Genomic DNA, 21,666 nt, shown 5'->3' on the forward strand with positions numbered 1-21,666 from the left:
CAGCGATCAACTGTTAATTACTGCTTGTGACATCCTCAGATTCCAGCGATTTCAAGGAGCAGGGATATGTCAGCGAACGATATCGGATTTAGCCATGTGGCATTACAGGTGAGAGATCTGCAAAAAGTATCGATTTTTACCAGCGCTATGCCGATATGCAGGTGATTCATCAGCGCGAGCCAGGCATAGCTGAGGCGCAGAAAGTCGCCTGGCTTTCAGACTTAACGCGTCCGTTTGCGTTGGTCTTGGTTCAGTCTCAGGTCAGCGTGGATACGCCGCTCGGGCCATTTGGTCATATTGGTGTGGCGTGTCGCAGCCAGGAAGAGATTGATGCCAAAGTCAAACTGGCTGAACAGGAAGGGATTTTGCGGCGGGCAGCTCAGCAATCATTGCCGCCAGTAGGCTACTGGGCATTTTTTAATGACCCGGATGGAAATACGCTTGAACTCTCTTACGGCCAGCAAATTGGTATGGAGATTATTATGGCGCGTCAGTGTTCATAAAAAAGCGTATTTAAAGGCTGTCGTGTTTGGCCTTTTATGGCAGTGGCCCTCCATGGCACCGAGTGAAATAACCTCTGAATAATCAAGCGTGGTTGCGCTAAAGCGGAGATGAAAACCGGGGACGTTGAACCTGAAGCCGTTATTGATCGCGCAACAGATCAAGAACGAGTTCGGACGTTTTGTTCGCTATTTTCGAGACAGCATTTTGTCCCTGCTGCAATATTTGCGTTCGCGCTAAAAGACTCGCTTCTTGGGCATAGTCTGCGTCCTGAATTCGGCTCCGTGCTGATTCTGTGTCGATCCCTTGTTGTGTCAGCACGGATTTATTCGATTCGTAGCGATTGATCTTAGCGCCATAGCTTGAACGGTATTGGCTGACTTTTTCTAGCGCTGCATCTAATGCTGTCATGGTAATGGAAATGTCACCTTCGCTCAGCAACGTGGTGTTGTTCAGTCCCAAGGTTTTCGTATCCGATGGCGTAGCCGCAATCCTGTCTGACTGCACCGGCTGACCAAAGTTTGCGCTGGTCACGACGTCTAAAGGCCGGCTCTGCTTTGGCGCAACGGCGGGCGTCGATGTGGGTTCTGGCAGTAATCCCCAGGTAAGATTGCTGTTAAAAGAACCATTGCCGACTACCACCACAATCAGATCTTCCGTGACGGTATTAATGCTGATGCGTTCCTGACGGTTACTGCCATTGACGCCATCGTTGAAATTGCCGGTGGTTGCATCTTCATAACGATCGCCATCACCGCTGTAGCTAATGGTCATTCCGTTATAGCTGAGCGAATTGCTGCCCGCCAATGCCCACGTTGCACCACCTTCAGTCAGCTGCGAATCGTCGTAGGTTGCCCCGCTGGCGAAGCCGTTGCTGCTGGTAAGCAGACGTGATGTCGCGGTTGCGTCATCCGTTATTCCCTTACTTACCCAGGTAAAATCGGGATCGCTGCCGTTGATCGGCGTACCGGCCAGATGTTTGCCGTCTCGCGTAAATAACTGGAGATCATCGTCCTGACCCAGCGAATCGATGCTGATTTTTATATTTGTCGATCCCGCAGGGATATACGCCAGCGAGATAATACCGGAAGTAAACGAATAGCTTTTACCCGATACGGGAAATTGGGTTTTGATAGGTGCGACATCACCCAGCAGAGCCGGCGGCAATTCCGGGTTATCAGTAGCTAAGGGATACTGACCAAAAATTTCCGTCTGATCGGCGATGTCATTTATACCGGCAAGAATTTGCTGATATTCAGTATTTACACTTATGCGGTCAGCATCAGACAACGTGCCGTTGGCAGCCTGAATCGACAGCGTTTTAGCCCGGATCAGCAAGTCACCGATGGTATTCAGGCTGCCTTCAGCGGTTTGTGAGTAGCTAATCGCGTCATTCAGACCTCGCGCTACGGCGCTATCAGCGTTGATGTTTGCCGTCATGCGGTTGGAAATGGCTTGTCCTGCAGCATCATCTTTTGCGCTGTTTATTCGCAACCCTGATGACAATCTTTCAATTGTTCTTTCCAGCACAGAGCCGGTGCTCAAACGTCCTTTGTTCGACAATGCAGCGGTTTGGTTATGATTTATCGTTAACATAGTCGCTTGATACAGTGGTTGGATGAGTACGATTTATCGGCATTTCCACTGGCAGCTTTAGTCGCGAAGCCTGAAAGGGGAGCGGCTTGACACCGGTTTGAAGGCAACTTGCTGATGGCAAAACGGTTTCTGACATAACGTTTTTAACATGGTTTTGGTTAAGGCTGAGCAACGTCTCATTCCGCTCTTGTATAACAGCCTTTTCGGTGGACTCGAAACATATTCAATATTTTTGATTTATTTGAGCAAATAGCTCAGCTTTTAATCCGCTCTCCTCAGCTCTATGATTGTTCACATCGAGGCAGAACGCCTCAAACAAACAAACTTCACTGAGGAAATGACCATGAAATCCATCAAAACTACTGTTGCAGTTACCGCTCTGATACTGGTTTCTTTCGGCAGCTTCGCACAAAGTGTTACCGCTTCAGCTTCCACTCTGGACAGTGCTGAAGCCAAAATTGCGGCTCAGGCGCATAAAGCAGGCGCGTCATACAAAATCACCGGCGCGCGCGTTGATAACGGTGCCTATGTTTCGGCTGAGCTCATCAAATAAACATGGTCGCACAAGGATGTGCCAAAACGGGCTGCCCAATGGGCGGCCTTTTTTGTCTTCGCATTCTAAGGCCTGCCGTTATCAGGCTCAGGCGCGATCGTTCCACGTGTTGCGGTAGATAATAATTCCTTCCACTCAACACTTCACGGGTAAGATACGTTACGGCAGCTCAACCTTATTCGTGACGGCGTGCGAACGCATTTGATTGTGTCAATGCAGGGGATTCTCGGGTGGTTTATGGGGTAAAGATCGCACAAGACAAATAAAGGATAAAACGCCAAAAAGGGGTGACGTTTTATCCTATCGATCAACTCAAGAGTCAATAAACCACTCCCTTAAACCTGAGCCATTCCCCCATCAGCAAACAACTCAATGCCATTCACAAAGCTTGCCGCATCGGATGCCAGGAACGCGACCACTTTAGCGATTTCCTCAGGTTCACCCAGCCGGCCCAATGGAACCTGTGCTGCCAGGCTGTCAAAAAGCCCCTGACGGTGTTCTTTGGGAACCAATCCACCCAAGCCGTTCGTGCGTACTGGCCCAGGGCTGACCACGTTGACGCGTATCCCACGATTTTTCAAATCCAGCGACCATGATCGCGCAAAGTTCCTTACGGCGGCTTTGCTGGCGCTGTAGACACTGAAGTTTTCTGTCCCCTTAATGGAGACGGTGGATCCGGTCAGAATCACAGAGGCACCATCAACCAGCAGCGGCAGAGCTTTCTGCACGGTAAATAAAACGCCTCGCACATTGGTTGCAAAAATACGGTCAAAATGTTCTTCGGTAATCGCGCCCAGCGGCATCATGTCGCCACCGCCTGCGTTAGCAAACAAGATATCCAGTCGTCCAGATTGTTTAGCGATCAACGCGTAAACCGCATCCAGCTCCGTCAATGATGACGCATCGGCACGAACGCCCACAGCAGTGGAGCCGAGTGTGGCAACCGCCGCATCCAGTTCTTGTTGACGGCGTCCAGTGATATAAACCTGCGCACCCTGTGCAGCCAGCTCTTGGGCGGCTGCCAGTCCAATCCCAGACGTACCGCCGGTAATCAGCGCGATTTTTCCAGACAATGGCTTGCTCATTACATACTCCTTCCGATAAGTTGATTTACCTGCCTGTTTTTGAAGCCATTTACTTATTAAATGGTTTGCTAAACAGGCCCTGTAAGTAATGTAGCGTCGAAGACATTGCGGAAAAATTAGCAAAAATGAAAATGACTATTCACAGCGGTGGATAATCATCCCGGCGACTTGAGGAGGGCGGCAGTTGGATCAGTTGATGGCCATTCGGGCTTTTACGCGGGTAGTGGAAACCGGAAACTTCACGCGCGCGGCAGATTCGCTCAACATGCCGAATGCCACCTTAAGCAAATTAGTGAAGTCTCTGGAGGCGCATCTGGGTGTTCGTCTGTTGCAGCGCACCACCCGACGCGTCATGACCACGCCGGAAGGGCGTGAATATTACGAGAAAGCCTCGCGTATTCTTATCGATCTGGAAGATATCGATACGTCATTTATCGTGTCTCGCAACAAACCGCACGGGCACTTGCATATTCATGTGGGGGATCAACGGCTCGCGACGTGTTGATTCCGGCGCTGCCGGACTTCCTTTCACGCTATCCCGATATTCGCCTTGATTTGGGTGTTGCCGATCGCCCCGTGGATTTGATCAGTGGCAATGTCGATTGTGTAATTCGTGGCGGCCCACTCGACGATTCATCACTGATTGCGCGGCATATTGGTAATGCAAGCCTGATTACCTGCACCACGCCGGAATACTTAAAAATGTTCGGAGTTCCCGCCTATCCCGAAGAACTCAGCAATGGCCATAAGCTGATCAGCTACCTTTCTCCGTTAACGGGCAGAGCCTTTCCTTTTAGATTTCAACGGGACGGCGAGAAAAAAGAAATTAAACCCGATCATCGCATTGGCGTGAATGAAAGCAATGCGCATTTGGCGGCGGCGATTGCCGGAATGGGCATTATTCAAACCTTCACTTATTCAATAAAGCAGGAGCTGAAACAGGGATCGCTGGTGGAAATACTGCATGAATGGCGGCCTCCGGTTTATCCTTTCCACGTTGTTTATCCGCAAAACCGCCATGTGACACATCGTCTACGGGTGTTTATCGCCTGGCTGGTGGAGGTTTTTCCCGAGGCGGTAAAAGGGTGATGGGGCTTACTGAAATCTTTCCAGCACCTGCTCGCCGCGAAAGGAAACGGAATAAATTGAAATTGCGATAGTTCATATTAAGAACAATATAAGCGCGCGCAATGGGTATGAATTTTTCTCAGAAGAAAAATTGCCCTTAGATTTATTCCTCTTTACAAAACTTCCTTTTATAACCTTAATAATTTTCGCGTAAATTTTCATGCTCTGTTTTTAATTACCACAGGCCGTTAATTCAAAATCATCCGTTTGAATTATTTGGGGTAAAGGGTTTCAATTAGATCCAATAAACCCTATTTATTTTTTGGCTTTTATTTTAAAAGGATTTTTTCACAGGCGGCTTATTGTTAAGTCCTGCTGGACGTTAGTGCAACAAAGTGCTGTGATTCATTTCACCCTATTTCAAACGTTATCATTTCGAAAACAATTTATTCATAAAACTCCGCCTGAAATATAACGCCTAACGTTAAGCAGGCTTTGTCTTTTCTCTGATGAGGAAAACATTGTGTTTAAATTAAATCCTCTGTTTTTGAGCCTTGTTGCTGCGCAAGGTCTGTTATTTCCGATACTCAATGCTTCTGCTGCATTACTCAAACCTTATACCCCTGAATTTAACGATAATAAGGCTGGTGTCTATTGCCTGTGTAACGGCACGACACAAACCCTAAGCGGTTTACCGCAGTTTGCGCCGGGCGTAAGTGGTGCAACTCGCATCACGCTGGGTGAGTTGCAAAACACGGGCCGCATTATTAACGACAATCTGATCGGTGAAAAACGGCTCGATTTGGGACTGCAAAATTTCACTGTCCGCATCCCCGATTTCGAAGCGCACACCTCAACATATTATGATGTGTACGACACGTTTGCGTTTAACGATCTGCTTAGCGTGAGTGGCGCTGCGCAGGTCCCTGATTATTACGATGTGAAAGATGGCCAATATATTAATGCGCGGGTCGCCGCCGTAAGCAATGGCACGCTCAATATCGCTATTGGCAAGCAAGGCGCCGCGAGCAGCGCCAGCACCAATCGTTGGTCGATGGCGGCTAAGCAGAGCGAACTCTTTACCGCTAAGAAGCAGGGACACCTGAACTGGGACGCAAATAACCGCATCACGTTTACCGCGGCAACCCCGCCTTACAGTGGCGATCGGCTCGCTTATAACGTGGGTAACGTGGTGGATTATGGCGGTGCTTTTACCGTAACCACCAAAGATGGCGCGGTGAACGCCTTCAATGTCACTAACAGCACCGAACTAAGAAATTATAATGACTGGCTGGTTTTGCAACTCAGAAGCGCCAATCTCAGGGCGGAAGATTACAATCCCGAATTCAGTAAAGCCTATGCACTGCGCGAAGGCAGCGTGGTTTACCGCATGAGCACCAATAACCTTGATGATGAAGTCGCACAGCCTTTAGGTGATCAGGTGGTGCTGAGCGCCGATGGCCCGAATGCCAGTGTGAAAATCAATCGCGGTAAAACCCTTGAAGTCAAAAACAACAGCACCGCAGTGATGCGCGCCAGCAACGGGGCGCGCGCGATAATTAATGGAAAACTTGCCAGCAGCGGACCGGTACAGTCAGAAAGCAAGGCGCTGGAGCTGATCAACGGCAGCATAGGGGTTAATAATGGGGTGATCAACGGTGGCTTCTTCAATAATGCCAACGGCGAAGGGGTGGATAACCGCACGCTGGGCTATATCGGAAAAGTTGTCGCGTCCTCTTATGGCAGCCAGTTTACCAATAATGGCGTAATCAACTTTGCCCTTAGTGATGCGCCCGTATCGGGAGGCAGTTCGGCGATTTGGCTCGGCAACGGCCATGCCATTAACCACGGTAATATCAATGTTGGCGTGGCTAATGTTGGTAACGGCAGCAGTGCGGCAGGGGTGAGTTTCAGCGGTGAAGGGAGTTTTATCAATACAGAGGATGGCACCCTGTATATTGGCCGCACCCCGCAGAACCGTAAAACAGACGCAACACAAGATGTCGAGGTGTATCTGAACGACGGCGTGTTCGGTATTGATCAAATTCTGAATGCCAGCGCAATCAATAATGGTCGTATCGTGCTGGGTTCTAAGGTACAGAATGCCGTCGGCATGCGCGTTAGATTCGGGCCTGACGCGCTGGCGCTCAATAATGGTGTGATTGACCTCAACGGGCGCGCAGAGTCTCAGCCAGCCGAGAACGTCGGCATGCTGGTGGTCGATTCCGGCAGCAGCGGGCGGGTGGGTAATACCGGCACCATCAACGTCAACGGTGACAGCACCACAGCAATTAAAGTCATAGCCAACGAGGGCAACCGCGCCAGCGCGTTCTCTACCGGCACGATAAACGTCAACGCCCACGTTAATGTCTATGACGGTACTTTCGATACCGCCGTTTGGGTAAAAGGGGAACCGGGCGGCCAGGCTAAAGCGGATCTCAGCGGGCCGATCAACCTTAATGGCGACTCGGTCATTGGCATCCGCGCCGAAGGCGATGCCACAGTCAACGTAACGTCAAACGCTTTGCCTCAACAGAGCAGCGGTCAATATCAGATCACCTTCTATGCCCTCGGCCCAGACGCCAAAATCAATTTGCCCGCCAACAGCAGCTTTACAACGCCAGGCTGGTCTTCCGTACTTTTCCGCTACCAGGATGGCGCAGATTTTGATGGTCACAGCCTGACACTCACGCCCGACGACTTTTCGGCAATTGGCGTAATGGGCAGCGGCAAAGGCACGACAATTAACACTAACGGTGCGACATTCAATGTTGGTCAGATCGCAACCGGCGTGCTGGTCGAAGGCGGCGCTCAAGGCACTATTGACGCGAACACCACATTTAATATGGTGGGGAAACAGCAAGAGCGGCAGCAGTAGACGGCAAAACACGTAATCTGCTCGGCGAATACAGCGATCCCGATGCGCCGCCGGTTGCTAATACCTTGCTGGTTAACCATGCCGATATACGCGGTAGCGCTGACTGGCAAACCGGCCTACAGGCATGGAACCAGGCACAACTGGTCAATACCGGTAACATCACTTTTACTGGTCAGGGAACCTACGGTATTGAAGCGTACTCTGGCGCAACCGTGACGAACAGCGGCGACATCAGCGTCACGCGCGGTGGTACCGGGCTTTATGCCTATAACTATCCGTTAGACGGTGACGGGATTACGCCTTCTGTGATCAATAACAGCGGAACGCTAAACGTGAGTGCGGGAGAGAGCATCCTGGTGTCGCCAACCTACGGCGCAGTAGCGTATTACCCACTATCACGCATTAATCAGAACGGGATCATCAATCTGTACGGTGACGATGTGATAGGGGCTCAAGCTGTGCTAGGGGCAACGCTCAACCTTGGCCCCGACAGTCGTGTGGTATTCCACAGTCCCAACCAAACTGCGTATCAAGCCATGGATATCGGTTCCAGGTTGTTCAGCGGCGGCGGCACAACGGACGTCAGTACTGAAGGATCCACGCTTTATCGCATCAGCGCGGGGGCCTTCTTCTCAACCTTCAGAGCCGCGAATGTCACGTTAAGCGGAGCCAATAGCACGGGGATCGTCGCTTCCGGCTTAGGCACAAACATCTTTGGTACCGACGTGTTTACTGTTACCGGCAATGGTGCAACGGCCGTGCGCGTTAGCGATAACGCGGAAGGCGTTGTCACTAATCCCATCACGCTTAATGGCCGCAACAGCACTGCTGTGGTCAGCGTCGGCAATGAATCAACCGTTTATGCGGCCTCTGACATTGTGGGCGGCGGCGAAAATATCACCGCTTTTGACGTCAGCAACGCTGCAAGGTTATTCAACCAGTATCAAGGACGGGTAGATTTGACCGGGCCTGACAGCACCGGCGCTCGGGTTCACGATGGCGGTAACTTTATCAACCGCGGCAGCGTGCATGTGGCTTCAGGTATCGGCGTTGATGTCAGCAGCGGTTATGGTCAATACGTGCCCATGGACAGCGAATTACGGGTTGATGACGGCATCGCTGCGCTGCGGGTCGGCAGTGGCGCAGAGTTAAAAATCTACGGCGATGGGCAAGGCAGCAGCACGCTGAGCGCCAACGGCAGCGCTGACGGTTTGTTGCTTGACAGCGGCGCGCAGCGATTTGAAGCCAATGACATTATTCTTGGAGCCTACGGCAGCGGAAGCGCAATTAACAACCGTGCGGAAACCGCCTCGATTTTTCTGCAAAACGTTCGGCTGGAAAGTGGACGCGGTGCCGCTATTCGCTCGGCAACCTCCTTCGATCCTGACGGCAGCGCGTTAATTAACGTAGGCAGCGGCGGCACCGGTTATCTGTTTGCTAATGAGGACGGTTCCACCACCAGCAATGATTTGCTGATTGGGCAAGGCTATTCCATCGTTGTTCCCGGCGAGGGAACCGGCGTGCAGGCTAACACCAGCGGCAGGGTGGTGACACAAGGCTCGATTGACATTCAGGCCGCTAATGGCGGCTCGGCGATTGTCACCCGTACTGCCAGCGAAGTGATCAATCAGGGCTCAATCTCCTCTTTGAGTTTGCGTTCTCCGATCATCGACCTGCGTGGAGGTGAAACGGTATTCATCAATGAAGGCACCATCACTGCACCCAATCCCGAAACTGTGGTCATCGCCGGCGGCGCGACGGATGATCTCATTGCACTTCTGGACGGCAAGGTACTGGGCGATGTGGATACGGGTAATGGGCGTGATTCCCTGCTCCTGACCGGCGGCACGATCAACGGCAGCTTGACGATGGGCAACGGCACGAATAATTCCGCCACTATAGAAAAGGTCAGCCTGGCAGACACACGCCATATCACGACTCAGGGCGGCGCGGGCAGCACGCTTAATTTAAGTGAAATTACTGCGCGCGGTGGTTCGTTCTCCAATGACGACCTGAGCAAAGGCACCAATCTCGGTGCAGGTTGGAGCACCTTGAATTTCTACAACACGCAATGGACGTTAACGGACAACATCAAGCTGGCACACAGCACCATCAATATCGACAGCGGCTCAACGCTGTTTGTGGGTGATGGGGTTAATCCACTGTTGCAGGGCGCAACCGATGATTCTTTGGTGGTGAATAACGCCGGTACGCTGGATTTAACCAACGGCGCTAACGTCGCCAATAACACCTTGACCCTTGATGGCGAATTAGTCTCAAACGGCGGTAGCCTGCGGCTCAACTCGTTTAACACGCAAAGTGATGCGTTGCGTGTTAATGGTAACGTCAGCGGCACCACGTATATCGACGATACGCTTATTGGCGGCACGGTGGCGGATACCAACGGCGACAGCATAATCACTGCAACGGAGGGTATTTCACTGGCGCAGGTTTCAGGTAGCGCCAGTCGCACGAGTTTTGCCTTAAAGCAGGGCTATGTCGCATCGGGACCGTGGCAATACAGTGTGTATAGTTTCGCGCCGGGCAGCAGCGACGCCAGCCAGCGAGAAGTCAGCGGTAGCGGTAACGCGTTCTGGGATTATCGCCTCGCCAATACTTTTGTCTGTGAAGATGGCTCGCTCTGCCAGCCACAAGCGGGTAGTGGTAAGGTGGCAGCGCGTCCGGCTGTCACGCCGCAGGTGCCTTCTTACATTTCAGCCCCGGTTGGTTTGGCGTATTACACACTCGCTATAACCGACGATCTGCATAAACGCCTTGGGGAGCTGCGCTATCAGCAAAACAATCCGGATGCACTGGGCGGTGAAATGTTTATCCGCTATATCGGCTCAAACCTGGAATACCAAAGCAACCGTGGATTCAGTGATTACGGCTATGATTTTGACCTCGATTACAGTGCCGTGCAGCTCGGCGGCAACCTGTTGAGGTTAGATGGCGCACAAGATAGCCTGCGCGGCGGCATCGCCTATACGCGCGGTAACACACGTATTCGTCCACATGCTGCTGATGGCTATAGCTCAACCTCTTTCGACAGCGACAGCCTGGCTTTATATGGAACCTGGCAACGTGACAGCGGTTTCTATGTTGATGGTTCACTGGCATGGAGCTGGTATCGCGGCGAAACGGATATCGCGCGGCAGAAAGAGGTGGCGTCGCCAAAAGGCAAGGGTGGGCCGCGTCGCTGGAATCGGGCTATCCTTTTGAGTTTGCTCACGGCATACGATTCGAACCGCAGGCACAGCTAACCTGGCTGCGTTTAAACATGGAAAACTTTACCGACAGCGATCGCACCCGCGTTTCTTATGATGATTATGATCAAACCATTGGCCGACTAGGCGCACGCCTCGCTCGCACCTGGCAGGACGACAGCAAGCGTCTCTATACACCGTACCTGCGTGCGAACTATTTTCGCGGCTGGGGTGGAACGGCGAAAGTGAACATCGGTTCAACCGGCAGCGACATCAATCAAAACTTTGACAGCGGAAAGTTCGGGCAGATGTGGGATGTAGGCATTGGCGGATCGGCATCGTTGAAGCGTGATGTTTCGTTCTATGCCGAGGCAGATTACCGTAAAGAGATTGACGGAAATGGCGCTAAAGGCTGGCGTTATAACGCCGGTGTTCGCTGGTCATTTTGAGCCGTTAAAATATCAAAGGCACCGTTTGGTGCCTTTTTTATTGCGTTTAGAGAGGGTTATCAATGGCGCGGCGCGAATGGCCATCGGTTTGAAACAAAACTATCTGCTGATTAACCCTTCAACTTCAGCGCAGGGTGACTGACAGATTCTGATAGGCTTTTGATGACAAAAGGCAGCATAAATCTGCTTTAAACCCGCATTGGATCGCATGCTGAATGAGTGTTGCAACCGGTATATCAATGAAAATTATGGCTGCGCTCAGTTCAACGCTGATGCTTGCCTGTGTAAAAGCGCTGGATGGAACGATCCCGGTAGGCGAGGTGATATTTTTCGCTCCTGCTTTGCGATGCTGCCATTAATACTCTGGCTGAAGGTGCAGGGCAGCGTGCGAGAAGGGATTAAAACCGCCAATGTGCGGGGACACTTTATCCGCGGACTTGCCGGAACCTGCAGCATGTATTTAAGCTATTTAGCGCTGCTCTACATTTCGCTTACCGATGCCACCGCAATCAATTACGCGGCCCCGCTGTTTACGGTTCTGCTTGCAGCAATAATATTACGAGAAAAGGTGCGCGCTCACCGCTGGCTGGCAGTGGTGGCGGGATTTAGCGGTATCGTTATCATGCTTTCCGGGCACCTTTCACTGACAGATAACGCCTTGAATGTCGGTTCTTCTACCGGCGTGTTTCTGGCACTGCTGGCGGCCCTCTTTACCGCCGGGGCTTTGATTCAAATCCGCTCGTTAAATCGGTCAGAAAAGGCCGGCGCGATCGCCTTTTGGTTTACCGTCATGACGGGATTAACTTCACTTGTCACGGTGATTGCAGGCTGGAAAATACCAGAAGGTCGTGAAATTTTGTTACTGGTCGGCTGCGGGCTGTTTGGCGGTATCACCCAAATATTACTGACATTAAGCCTCCGCTATGCAGATGCTTCTTTGCTGGCGCCTTTCGATTACACCACGTTGCTTTGGTCAGTGATTATTGGGTTCTTGTTTCTGGGTAATTTGCCAGAGGAAGCGACGATTGCAGGCGCTTTTCTGGTCGCAGTCGGCGGTATTTATTCACTGCTTTGCGAGCGTCGTTTGCGCCGTCTGGAAATGGTTCAGGATAGGCGATGATCCCTCTCGTGACCTCATTTAAGCACGCCTTCTTTTAGCTCATCTCCTCATGCTGGATAAACAATAATCGCACAACGGGCAATGACATCGCTTGCCCGTTTCCATATTATCCATGCTTCAGCATTACCCGCTGTAAAACACGAAGGATGTGATGATGATTTTCTCTGAAGTTGAAACACACTATATAAACAGCAACACAGATAGCCGCTTGGTTCGTTATGATGTGATCAGAATCGATGATGACACCTTTGTGGTTAACGTGTTCGATGTGCAACAGCGGAGTGCCTCTCCTTCGGGATCCTTTACAAACAGTGCCACACTCAAAATCACCCGTGATGATTACGAGTCTGAGAACAATATCGGATCCTCTTCGGTGGTGCGAAATCGTATGCCAACCACTTTTCAAAATCATATTCTGGTTAAGTGCCAGCAGCATCGTGATTCACTGGATCACGCATAAACTTTGACAGGCTCTTTTTAACGTCAAAAAAGAGCCTGATTAACGCTACGCTTGCCTCTGATTTTTCATACTGAATACTTTCATCTATAAAGGCAGTGACAGTGTTGCCCTAAACCTCTACGAATACTCTTTAATCAACGCAAGTGCAGTTGACGCTTTCTTTTGGGCTGAAATGATTTTTCGCGTCATCCTTTCTAATTTCACTCATGCGCAAAGTGAAATTCGTTCCACAGTAAATTGATGATGGCATGCTGAAATACCGTTTAGCCTGCTCATACGGGTTTATTGAGGTTTTGCCGTTTAAAAAATAACTTCAACGCTGAATGAAAAACTGTCTCTTTAGCATATGCAGGCTTAACCGCTTCATTTACATGAAGTAAGGTTGAAAATTTCAGCAGGGCCTCAGCAGCATCGCGGGCTTCAATATCATTAAAAGGTTGATCACAACAATCACGCTCAGCTTTTTCATGACTGCATTTATTTGCTTCAAGAGCAATAAGCTTGCCTTGTTTTTTAAAACAACAATAATTAGCCATGGACTCTCCCTGTAAAAGTAATCTCATAACATTGTTGAAAGAAAGTGATTTTGAATGAGGCATTACGCTGCCAACTGGATTTAACATACCTGGTTTTAATAGCGGATGTTATCGTTATAGATAAATTGAGATGTCTCCGGTTTACTGTGATACCAGTGAAATATTGAGTGAAACTGCGTGGTGATTTATTGGCTGGTCCTCTCGTCACAACCCCCGTTAATAGGCTGGGTAGCTCCTTATTCAAACGAAAAATCAACCTTATTAATAGTTTGCGGAATCTTTTTAGAATTAGCGACTATAATTAGCTGCTTAAATTCATTATGAATAGCTGGTTTATCAGCGGGTTAATTTTAAGGGGTAATAGTAATATGAGCAGTGATTCAGGAAAAACGGTGACAAGTGAAACGTTATTAAATAGCGGTAAAGCGTGGAACGGACAGGTGATTGAAAACTACCCGACGGGAAAACCTGAGATTACACTAATGAAAATGACCATTCCGGCTCATTCTGAGTTACCGTGGCATACGCACCCTATCCCTAATACCGCCTTCGTCGTTTCGGGTTCGCTTACCGTTGAGGATAAATTCTCCGGTGAGTCGAAAACCTTCAATGCAGGAGAAGCCTTTAATGAGTCCATCGATATTGCTCATCGCGGCTATACAACCAATGAACCCACTGATCTTATTATATTTTATGCAGGTGCCGAAGGTATGGAGCTCTCGATTCCTCTGCCAGGCGAGGAATCTGAGTACTAATATTTGATTCCGCACTCTCTATCTGTCTGCCTGCCGGTCATGAATGAGCGGCGGGTGTTCAAAAGTAAATAGTGAACATTCTGTTGATGTTAGCGAGTTTAATTGGAAAGGAAGTAAATATAAAAGTTAACTAAATTCGATTGTGTTAGGCTAAATAAACCTCAAAGAGGAATTTATCATGACATGGCTAAATCGAATATTTGATAACTTACAACAGCATGAAGTTAATTCTCAGTGCCCGGTGTGTAAGAAGTTTTCTAAACAGTCTTCAACTAAACGAGATCGTGGGCAAGCCGTATTATGTCCTCATTGTAAATCTCTGTTTATCATGACGGAATAAATATTCCCTTCACTCAATGGGTTAAGGCGTTTTTTTGAGTAAAAGGATCCGTAATAGCCTTAAGTTTTTTCGCCTGACTCATCCGGCATTTTTTCGCAGTGGAGTGTGCTTTACAGGGTTTTGCTCATCACGCTTAAGTGAATATCACTCTGCGCCATGCTGTTACATCCTCCTTTAATCCCTATTCGGGAATAATATGTCGCTTCAAGTGACACCGGATAATTCTCTCTGTGATCAATAGGCGTTTCTGCACGCTGAGACATTCAATTAATATAATAGCCTTGCCTGTGCATCCATAAATAATGCAGCGCTTACTGTCTTTTAGTGGAATTAAATTCTAAAGCAATGGCCGTGCGTAACGTAAAAAGAAAAACTATTCATTCTATTAAATTAAGAATTAACGCGCGCTGCAATTTATCTTATAAATCATTGATGATGCCTTGTCAGGGTTTACATTGATTCAGTGCGCTCATGCTATAGCTAAAAAGTGAATTACGTTTCCCATATTTGTAACAACCCGCGCTATTTACTTGCCTTAAATGAACTGACTATTATCCCTGTCACATAATTATTTCAACTAACACGCTGAATTATGAGCGGTCCGCTCCTGACTTTCCGTTTATTAACTGGAAAAACCATGACAAACCCTTTCGATTTCCCCGAAGTAATCCAGGCGGCTGTGCTGACCGAGGATGATAAGGCGATTCAGGCAGCACGTTCTTTGGCCGAAAAGGCGAAAGTCGGTGCAGTAGCGCGCGATCAGCAACGGATTTATCCACGTGAACTGCTCGATCAGTTCACGTGGATTGGTTTAGGTAGCATCAGCGTACCGCGCGCTTTTGGCGGCGGCGGGCTGAGTTATCAAACCCTGGCTGAAGTGTTTCGCCTGATTTCTGCCAGCGATCCGTCGCTTGGACAGATTCCGCAAAACCACTTTGGGTTAATTCAGTTCATTCTGGGTGAAGGCAGCGCAGCGCAGCAGCAGAAACTGTTGCAAGCGGTGGTGAGTGGCAAACGGCTCGGCAACGGCGGCCCGGAAAAGAACACCCGACATACCCGCGATGTTCAGGCTCGACTGCTGAGCACCGAACAAGGTTTGCGGTTAACCGGCGAGAAATTCTATTCAACCGGCGCACTGTTCGCCGACATTCTGGTCACCACCGCGCTCCAGGATAACGGCCTGCCGACAATGGCTTTTATTCCATTGCCCGCCGAAGGGGTACAGATCATCGATGACTGGTCTGGCATCGGTCAGCGCACCACCGCCAGCGGTACGGTGCGGCTGGAGCAGGTTGCGGTCGATCCCGCGTTGATCATCCCTTTGCCATCAGCGGAAAAACCGACGCTGCGCGGTGCGGTATCTCAGCTAATTCAGGCAGCCATCGATGCAGGCATCGCGCAAGGCGCACTGGATGATGCGCTGGAATTTGTGCGCAGTAGTTCACGTCCTTGGGTGGATGCCAATGTCGAACGCAATGCGGATGATCCTTACCTTCTTGCCGATATCGGACGCATTAGCACCGAGCTGAGTGCCGCCAATGCGTTACTTAAGCGTGCGGCTAAGGTACTCGATAACATCGATCCGTTGGCGCTCAGTGTTGAAAACAGTGCGCGTGCCTCCATTGCGGTCGCCGAGGCCAAAGTCTTGACCACCGACATCGCTCTACGCGCCAGTGAAAAATTGCTGGAGTGGGGCGGCAGCCGCGCCACGTTGCTACGTCATGGATTGGATCGCCATTGGCGCAATGCGCGCACCCACACCTTGCACGATCCGGTGCGTTGGAAAACACATGCTATTGGTCACTATTACCTCAACGCGGTCTACCCAACGCGCCACGCCTGGATTTAAGGAGCAGCAATGACACAGGTTCAGCCAAAACAGCCCGCGACCCACATCGAAAATGCGCAACAGGCGTTGGATGTGGCGCACCAGCTGGCACAGCAGTTTCGCAGCGGAGCCTCAGAGCGTGACCGCGAACGTCTGTTACCTCATAAAGAATTACAGCAGCTTTTCGCATCAGGATTAGGCGCGATCACCGTGCCGAAGCAATACGGCGGCATTGCTGTTTCCACCGCTACGCTGGCTGCGGTTATTGCAATAATCAGCGAAGCCGATGCGGCGATAGGTCAGGTACCGCAAAACCATTTTTACGCGTTGGAAGTGTTACGCATTAACGGCAGCCAGGCGCAGCAACAACGACTTTACGCCGAAGTGCTGGCGGGTGTGCATCTGGGCAATGCGTTGGCAGAGTTCAGTTCACCCGCAGCGCATCAGCGTAGCACGCAGATTCTCGATCTTCGCCTTAACGGCAGCAAGTTCTACGCCACCGGCGCGCTGTTTGCCGATCGCATTCCTACAGCGGCAAAAGACGCAGAGGGAAAAGAGCAATTGGTCTTTGTGCCACGGCATCAGCCTGGCATCACGGTGATTGATGACTGGAGCGGCTTTGGCCAACGCACGACCGGCAGCGGCAGCGTTCTATTTGAGGATGTCTCCGTTGCCGCTGAGGATGTGGTGCCGTTTCAGAGCGCATTCGAACGGCCCACCACCGTTGGGCCACTTGCACAAATCCTGCATGCGGCTATCGATCAGGGCATTGCACGTGCGGCGTTCAGGGACATGCTCGATTTCCTGCGTCATCGCGCCCGACCCTGGCCTGACAGCGGGGTTGATCACGCGAGCGAAGACCCGCTTACCCTTGACCGCACCGGCCGGCTGGCGGCACGACTCGCTGCAGGCGACGCGTTAATCGAAGAGGCAGGCGTCGCCATAGATATCGCACAACAACAGCCTAATGCGGAAACGGTCGCCTGGGCATCTGTCGAGGTGGCGAAAGCCCGTGCCTGGACCACGGAGGTTTCACTGGAGGCGAGCAATTTATTGTTTGAGCTTTCCGGTTCTCGCTCCAGCCTGCGTGAATACAACTTCGACCGCCACTGGCGCAACGCCCGCACCCATACGTTGCACGATCCGGTGCGCTGGAAATATCCGGCGATTGGCAATCATCTGCTTAATGGCGTATTGCCGCCGCGCCGAGGCACGATATGAGTCAAAAGCAGATTTTACTTAATGCTTTCACGATGAACTGTGTCGGTCATATTCATCACGGTATGTGGACGCATCCCCAGGATCGTTCAGTGGAATTTAATTCTCTGAATTACTGGATCGATTTGGCGCGTCTGCTGGAACGCGGGCTGTTTGACGGGGTTTTTATCGCTGACATTCTTGGCGTGTATGACGTTTATCAGCAGGGCATCGATCTCACCGCGCGCGAGTCGATTCAGTTACCGGTTAACGATCCGCTGATGCTGGTGTCGGCAATGGCTGGCGTTACGCAGCATCTCGGTTTTGGCGTTACCGCCAATCTCAGTTACGAAGCACCGTATCCGTTCGCGCGTCGCCTGTCGACGCTGGATCATCTGACCCAAGGGCGTATTGGCTGGAATATCGTCACGGGTTATCTGGACAGCGCCGCCCGTGCAATGGGCAACAAACAACAGTTGGCCCATGATCGACGCTACGATCAGGCTGACGAGTTTCTGGATGTCACTTATCAGTTATGGGAAGGCAGCTGGCACGATGATGCGTTGGTGGTCGATCGCCAACGCCGGCTGTATGCCGATGCCGACAAAATTCATCTAATTAACCATCAGGGGGAATTCTATCAGGTTGAGGGTTATCACCTCAGCAGCCCGTCACCGCAGCGCACACCATTGCTGTTTCAGGCCGGAACCTCTGCACGCGGCATCCAGTTTGCTGCTCGTCATGCTGAATGTACTTTCGTTAATGCCCGTTCACCTGACGCCATGCGTCAGCAGACGCAACGGCTGCGTCAGGCTGCGGTGGACGCGGGGCGTCGCGCTGATGATTTGCGTATTTTTATGGGCGTCGGCGTGATTGTGGCACCGACGGAACGCGAAGCGCAGGAGAAATATCGCAGTTATCTCGAATATGCCAGCCCGGAAGCGGGTATTGCCCATTTCTCTAGCTCGATCGGCGTCGATCTAGCCGCGTTCGATTTAGATGCACCGATTGAAACCGGTGATACCCGCGCGATTGAGTCGGTGAGCAAAGCTTACAGCGGCTGGACGCGACGTCGGTTGTTGGAGCAGCATGCGATGGGCAGCCGCTATCCCTTAATCATTGGCGATCCGGCTCAGGTGGCCGACGCGCTGTTGCAATGGATAGATGAAGGCGATATTGACGGCTTCAACCTGACTCACATTCTCAATCCGCAGAGTTACAGCGATTTTATCGATCTGGTGGTGCCGGAACTTCAGCAGCGCGGTCGCTACAAAACTGCCTATCAACCCGGTTCATTACGCAAAAAATCTTTCAGCAACAGGACCGTTTGCCTGACCGTCATCCGGCGGCACGCTGGCGACAAGCAGCCCATTTTAATTGATTCAATTAACCTCAAGGAAAGGCAATGAAATATTCTCAAAAATTGGCGGCAGCGCTTGGCGTAACGCTGTTAACACTCTGCGCCGCGGCATCAGCGGCTGACTATTCCGGGCCGCTGAAAGTGGGCACCACGGCTGCGTTTGCACCGCCATTGGAAACCACCGTTGAGGAAGCGAAAAAACAGGGACTGAATGTGGAGTTGGTGGAGTTTACCGACTGGACTGCGCCTAACGTCAGCGTGGAAAACGGGGATATTGACGTTAACCTGTTTCAGCACAAGCCATTCCTGGAAAATGCCAACCAGGAGGGGGATTCCATCTGGTGCCTTACGCACCCGCCATCATCAACAACGTTGGGCTTTATTCCAAAAAGCACACAGCTATTGATCAGATCCCACAAGGTGGAACCGTCGCTATCGCCAATGACCCGATCAACGGCGCGCGTGGGCTGTTGTTGTTACAAAAAGCGGGTCTGATAACCTTGAAACCGGGCGCTGGACTGAAGTCGACCGTGGAGGATATCGCCAGCAATCCCAAAGATCTGAAGATCATCGAAGTTGAAGCAGTACAGCTTTCACGTTCGCTGGATGAAGTGGATTTAGCCCAAGGCTATCCGCACTATTTACGCCTGGCGAAAACCATCGACCCGGAAAAAGCGCTGCTGTTTGATGGCCTTGAACACCCCGAATATGTCATTCAGTTCGTTGTTCGTGACGGTCATCAGGACGATCCGCGTCTGAAAAAATTTGTCGATATCTATCAGCACTCTCCAGTAGTGCGGGCCAAACTCGATAGCTTCTATGGCAAACTCTACCAGCCGGGTTGGAGTCAGTAATTATGGTTAGCCTGACATTGCCCGGTGAGCGCGATGCGCTGCATGTGCCAAGGGGGAAGCCAACGGCAAGGTTCACGTCCATATTGAGGCTTTAAGCAAACGATATGCGGGCCAGCAAAGTGATGCGCTGCATAACATCAGCTTGAAGGTCCAGCGTGGTGAGATTTTTGGCATCATTGGCCGCAGCGGTGCAGGCAAATCGACCCTGATCCGCTGTCTGAACCGGCTGGAAAATCCGACTGCAGGCCAGGTAGTGATTGATGGTATCGACATCAGCGCGCTCAGCGAGCGACAGCTAGTGGAGTGGCGACGTCGCACCGGCATGATTTTTCAGCATTTCAATTTGCTCTCAGCAAAAACGGTGCGTCAGAACATTTCACTGCCGATGAAAGTGGCGGGTATCCCCGCAGCAGAACGCGAGCGCAAAGTAGATGAACTGCTGGCGCTGGTCGGGCTGGAAGAACGGCAGCATGCGTGGCCATCCCAGCTTTCAGGCGGACAAAAACAGCGCGTTGGCATTGCGCGGGCACTGGTACACGATCCCGAACTTTTGCTGTGTGACGAAGCGACGTCAGCCCTTGATCCAGAAACCACGCGCGCCATTTTGGCACTGCTAAAAAAGATCAATCAGCAGCGTCATATCACCATCGTGTTGATCACCCATGAAATGGATGTCGTACACGATCTCTGCCACAAAGTGGCGGTCATCGATAAAGGTGAAATTATTGAACGCGGGCCGGTTTGGCAGGTTTACAGCGATCCGCAGCAAGAAACCACTCGGCAATTACTCAACCCTAATCATCAGGCGCTACCAGAAAATATTGTGCCGCTGCTGAATGCGCAGCGGCAAGGTGCCGACTCCCGTTTGCTACTGCGTTTGCGCTATACCGGAGAAGGTGCGCAGCCTAATCTGGGGGCTTTAGGTGCGCAGGCAACGGGTGAAATCACGCTGATTTACAGCGCCATTGAATGGGTAGAAAACAAACCAACTGGGCAAATGCTGCTGCTGTTGGATGCACAACATGAGGCGAAGTCGGCAGCGTTGCAACTGGCAAACCTTGCCGATCGGCTGGAGGTATTAGGTTATGTCACTGGCTATTGATCGTCTGTGGAATGGTTTGCTGGACACGTTATTAATGGTCGGTGTTTCCTCGTTGATGGCGCTGTTGTTGGGCTTGCCAATGGCGGTGATTCTGGTGGTCAGCGGACGCGGCGATTTGTTTCCCAGCCCGATGGTGAACAGGATCTTGGGTTGGGTCGTTAATCTATTCCGCTCCATTCCGTTTCTGATTTTAATGGTGGCGCTGATTCCCTTTACCCGCTGGGTCGTGGGCACGACCTACGGCGTATGGGCGGCGGTGGTGCCGTTAACCCTGGCTTCGACGCCATTTTTTGCGCGAATCGCTGAGGTCAGCCTGCGTGAAGTGGACAAAGGATTGACCGAAGCGGCCCAGGCGATGGGTTTCCATCGCTGGCATATCATCTGGCATGTCTTGCTACCGGAAGCGCGGCCTGGCATTGTAAGTGGCTTCACCATTACTTTGGTTACGATGATCAATGCGTCGGCCATGGCGGGGGCAATTGGTGCGGGAGGATTGGGGATTTGGCTTATCGTTATGGTTATCAACGCTTCGATATGCAGGTGATGGTCACGGTGATTGTGGTGCTGGTGGCGTTAGTGACGCTGCTGCAATTTTGTGGCGATAGGCTATCGCGCCGCCTTAATCATCGTTAAAAGATCAGGGCTGTTCACTCTACCCGTTCAGCCGTGATCCCTTTCCAGCAATTTCTAGTCAATGTGCTCGTGTGAGCCCGCTTGCGTAGAAGAGGAGGGTGCGATGCTCAGTAACTGTCTCGCCACCGACTCAGCATGTTCAGCA

The 21,666-nt window shown here is 51.1% G+C and carries 12 protein-coding genes and 7 pseudogenes; 16 read left to right on the top strand and 3 right to left on the bottom strand.

From position 1 onward, the window contains the following. Positions 1 to 66: 66 nt before the first annotated feature. Positions 67 to 503 (top strand): annotated as a pseudogene (locus tag KQP84_RS24675) (VOC family protein). Between the two features lie 139 nt (positions 504 to 642). Here the strand turns inward: KQP84_RS24675 and KQP84_RS24680 are convergent. Then, complete coding sequence (locus KQP84_RS24680; protein ID WP_215848688.1) at positions 643 to 2,097, bottom strand: flagellin N-terminal helical domain-containing protein; 1,455 nt, start codon at positions 2,095 to 2,097, stop codon at positions 643 to 645. A 343-nt stretch (positions 2,098 to 2,440) separates the two neighbouring features. Between KQP84_RS24680 and KQP84_RS24685 the strand changes: the two genes are divergently transcribed. Then, positions 2,441 to 2,650 (top strand): YdgH/BhsA/McbA family protein, encoded by a 210-nt coding sequence (locus KQP84_RS24685; RefSeq protein ID WP_215848722.1) that lies wholly within the window; start codon positions 2,441 to 2,443, stop codon positions 2,648 to 2,650. A gap of 335 nt (positions 2,651 to 2,985) precedes the next feature. Here the strand turns inward: KQP84_RS24685 and KQP84_RS24690 are convergent, their stop codons facing one another. Continuing rightward, positions 2,986 to 3,735, bottom strand: a complete 750-nt coding sequence (locus KQP84_RS24690; RefSeq protein WP_215848689.1) for an SDR family oxidoreductase — start codon at positions 3,733 to 3,735, stop codon at positions 2,986 to 2,988. A gap of 184 nt (positions 3,736 to 3,919) precedes the next feature. Between KQP84_RS24690 and KQP84_RS24695 the strand changes: the two are divergent. From KQP84_RS24695 to KQP84_RS24710, 6 genes and pseudogenes are all read left to right on the top strand, one after another. Beyond that, positions 3,920 to 4,824 (top strand): annotated as a pseudogene (locus KQP84_RS24695) (LysR family transcriptional regulator). Positions 4,825 to 5,326: 502 nt separating this feature from the next. Next, positions 5,327 to 7,681, top strand: a complete 2,355-nt coding sequence (locus KQP84_RS25710) for a hypothetical protein (protein ID WP_252515543.1) — start codon at positions 5,327 to 5,329, stop codon at positions 7,679 to 7,681. Between the two features lie 65 nt (positions 7,682 to 7,746). Further along, a pseudogene (locus KQP84_RS26480) lies at positions 7,747 to 10,749 on the top strand (pectate lyase-fold domain-containing protein); the annotation flags it as partial. Between the two features lie 50 nt (positions 10,750 to 10,799). Continuing rightward, entirely contained in the window at positions 10,800 to 11,336 is a 537-nt protein-coding gene (locus tag KQP84_RS25720) for an autotransporter outer membrane beta-barrel domain-containing protein (protein WP_252515544.1), read from the top strand. Between the two features lie 215 nt (positions 11,337 to 11,551). After that, a pseudogene (locus KQP84_RS24705) lies at positions 11,552 to 12,456 on the top strand (DMT family transporter). A gap of 151 nt (positions 12,457 to 12,607) precedes the next feature. Beyond that, positions 12,608 to 12,916 carry a hypothetical protein gene (locus tag KQP84_RS24710; RefSeq protein ID WP_215848690.1) on the top strand — a complete coding sequence of 103 codons (309 nt, stop codon included), beginning with the start codon at positions 12,608 to 12,610 and terminating at the stop codon, positions 12,914 to 12,916. A gap of 272 nt (positions 12,917 to 13,188) precedes the next feature. On the opposite strand, the gene KQP84_RS24715 is transcribed toward KQP84_RS24710, so the two are convergent. Continuing rightward, positions 13,189 to 13,452 carry a hypothetical protein gene (locus KQP84_RS24715; RefSeq protein WP_215848691.1) on the bottom strand — a complete coding sequence of 88 codons (264 nt, stop codon included), beginning with the start codon at positions 13,450 to 13,452 and terminating at the stop codon, positions 13,189 to 13,191. A 368-nt stretch (positions 13,453 to 13,820) separates the two neighbouring features. Here KQP84_RS24715 and KQP84_RS24720 point away from each other — a divergent pair, with 368 nt between their 5' ends. The 8 genes and pseudogenes from KQP84_RS24720 (at position 13,821) to KQP84_RS24755 (ending at position 21,521) form a co-directional block, all read left to right on the top strand. Then, a complete protein-coding gene (locus tag KQP84_RS24720; protein ID WP_215848692.1) occupies positions 13,821 to 14,207 on the top strand; it encodes a cupin domain-containing protein in 387 nt (128 codons plus the stop codon). A gap of 178 nt (positions 14,208 to 14,385) precedes the next feature. Continuing rightward, complete coding sequence (locus KQP84_RS24725) at positions 14,386 to 14,547, top strand: YnfU family zinc-binding protein (protein WP_215848693.1); 162 nt, start codon at positions 14,386 to 14,388, stop codon at positions 14,545 to 14,547. Between the two features lie 637 nt (positions 14,548 to 15,184). Further along, positions 15,185 to 16,396 (top strand): SfnB family sulfur acquisition oxidoreductase, encoded by a 1,212-nt coding sequence (locus KQP84_RS24730; protein WP_215848694.1) that lies wholly within the window; start codon positions 15,185 to 15,187, stop codon positions 16,394 to 16,396. Positions 16,397 to 16,405: 9 nt separating this feature from the next. After that, on the top strand, positions 16,406 to 17,596 hold the full coding sequence (locus KQP84_RS24735; protein WP_215848695.1) for an SfnB family sulfur acquisition oxidoreductase: 1,191 nt from the start codon (positions 16,406 to 16,408) through the stop codon (positions 17,594 to 17,596). Beyond that, on the top strand, positions 17,593 to 18,981 hold the full coding sequence (locus tag KQP84_RS24740) for an LLM class flavin-dependent oxidoreductase (protein ID WP_370661512.1): 1,389 nt from the start codon (positions 17,593 to 17,595) through the stop codon (positions 18,979 to 18,981). The genes KQP84_RS24735 and KQP84_RS24740 overlap by 4 nt, the downstream gene beginning before the upstream one ends. After that, positions 18,978 to 19,786: pseudogene (locus tag KQP84_RS24745) on the top strand (MetQ/NlpA family ABC transporter substrate-binding protein). Before KQP84_RS24740 ends, KQP84_RS24745 begins: the two are co-directional and overlap by 4 nt. Before the next feature lie 2 nt (positions 19,787 to 19,788). Next, positions 19,789 to 20,888: pseudogene (locus KQP84_RS24750) on the top strand (methionine ABC transporter ATP-binding protein). Beyond that, a pseudogene (locus KQP84_RS24755) lies at positions 20,872 to 21,521 on the top strand (methionine ABC transporter permease). The pseudogenes KQP84_RS24750 and KQP84_RS24755 overlap by 17 nt, the downstream one beginning before the upstream one ends. The last annotated feature ends 145 nt before the right edge of the window (positions 21,522 to 21,666 follow it).

Source organism: Candidatus Pantoea bituminis (assembly GCF_018842675.1).
GTDB lineage: Bacteria > Pseudomonadota > Gammaproteobacteria > Enterobacterales > Enterobacteriaceae > Pantoea > Pantoea phytostimulans.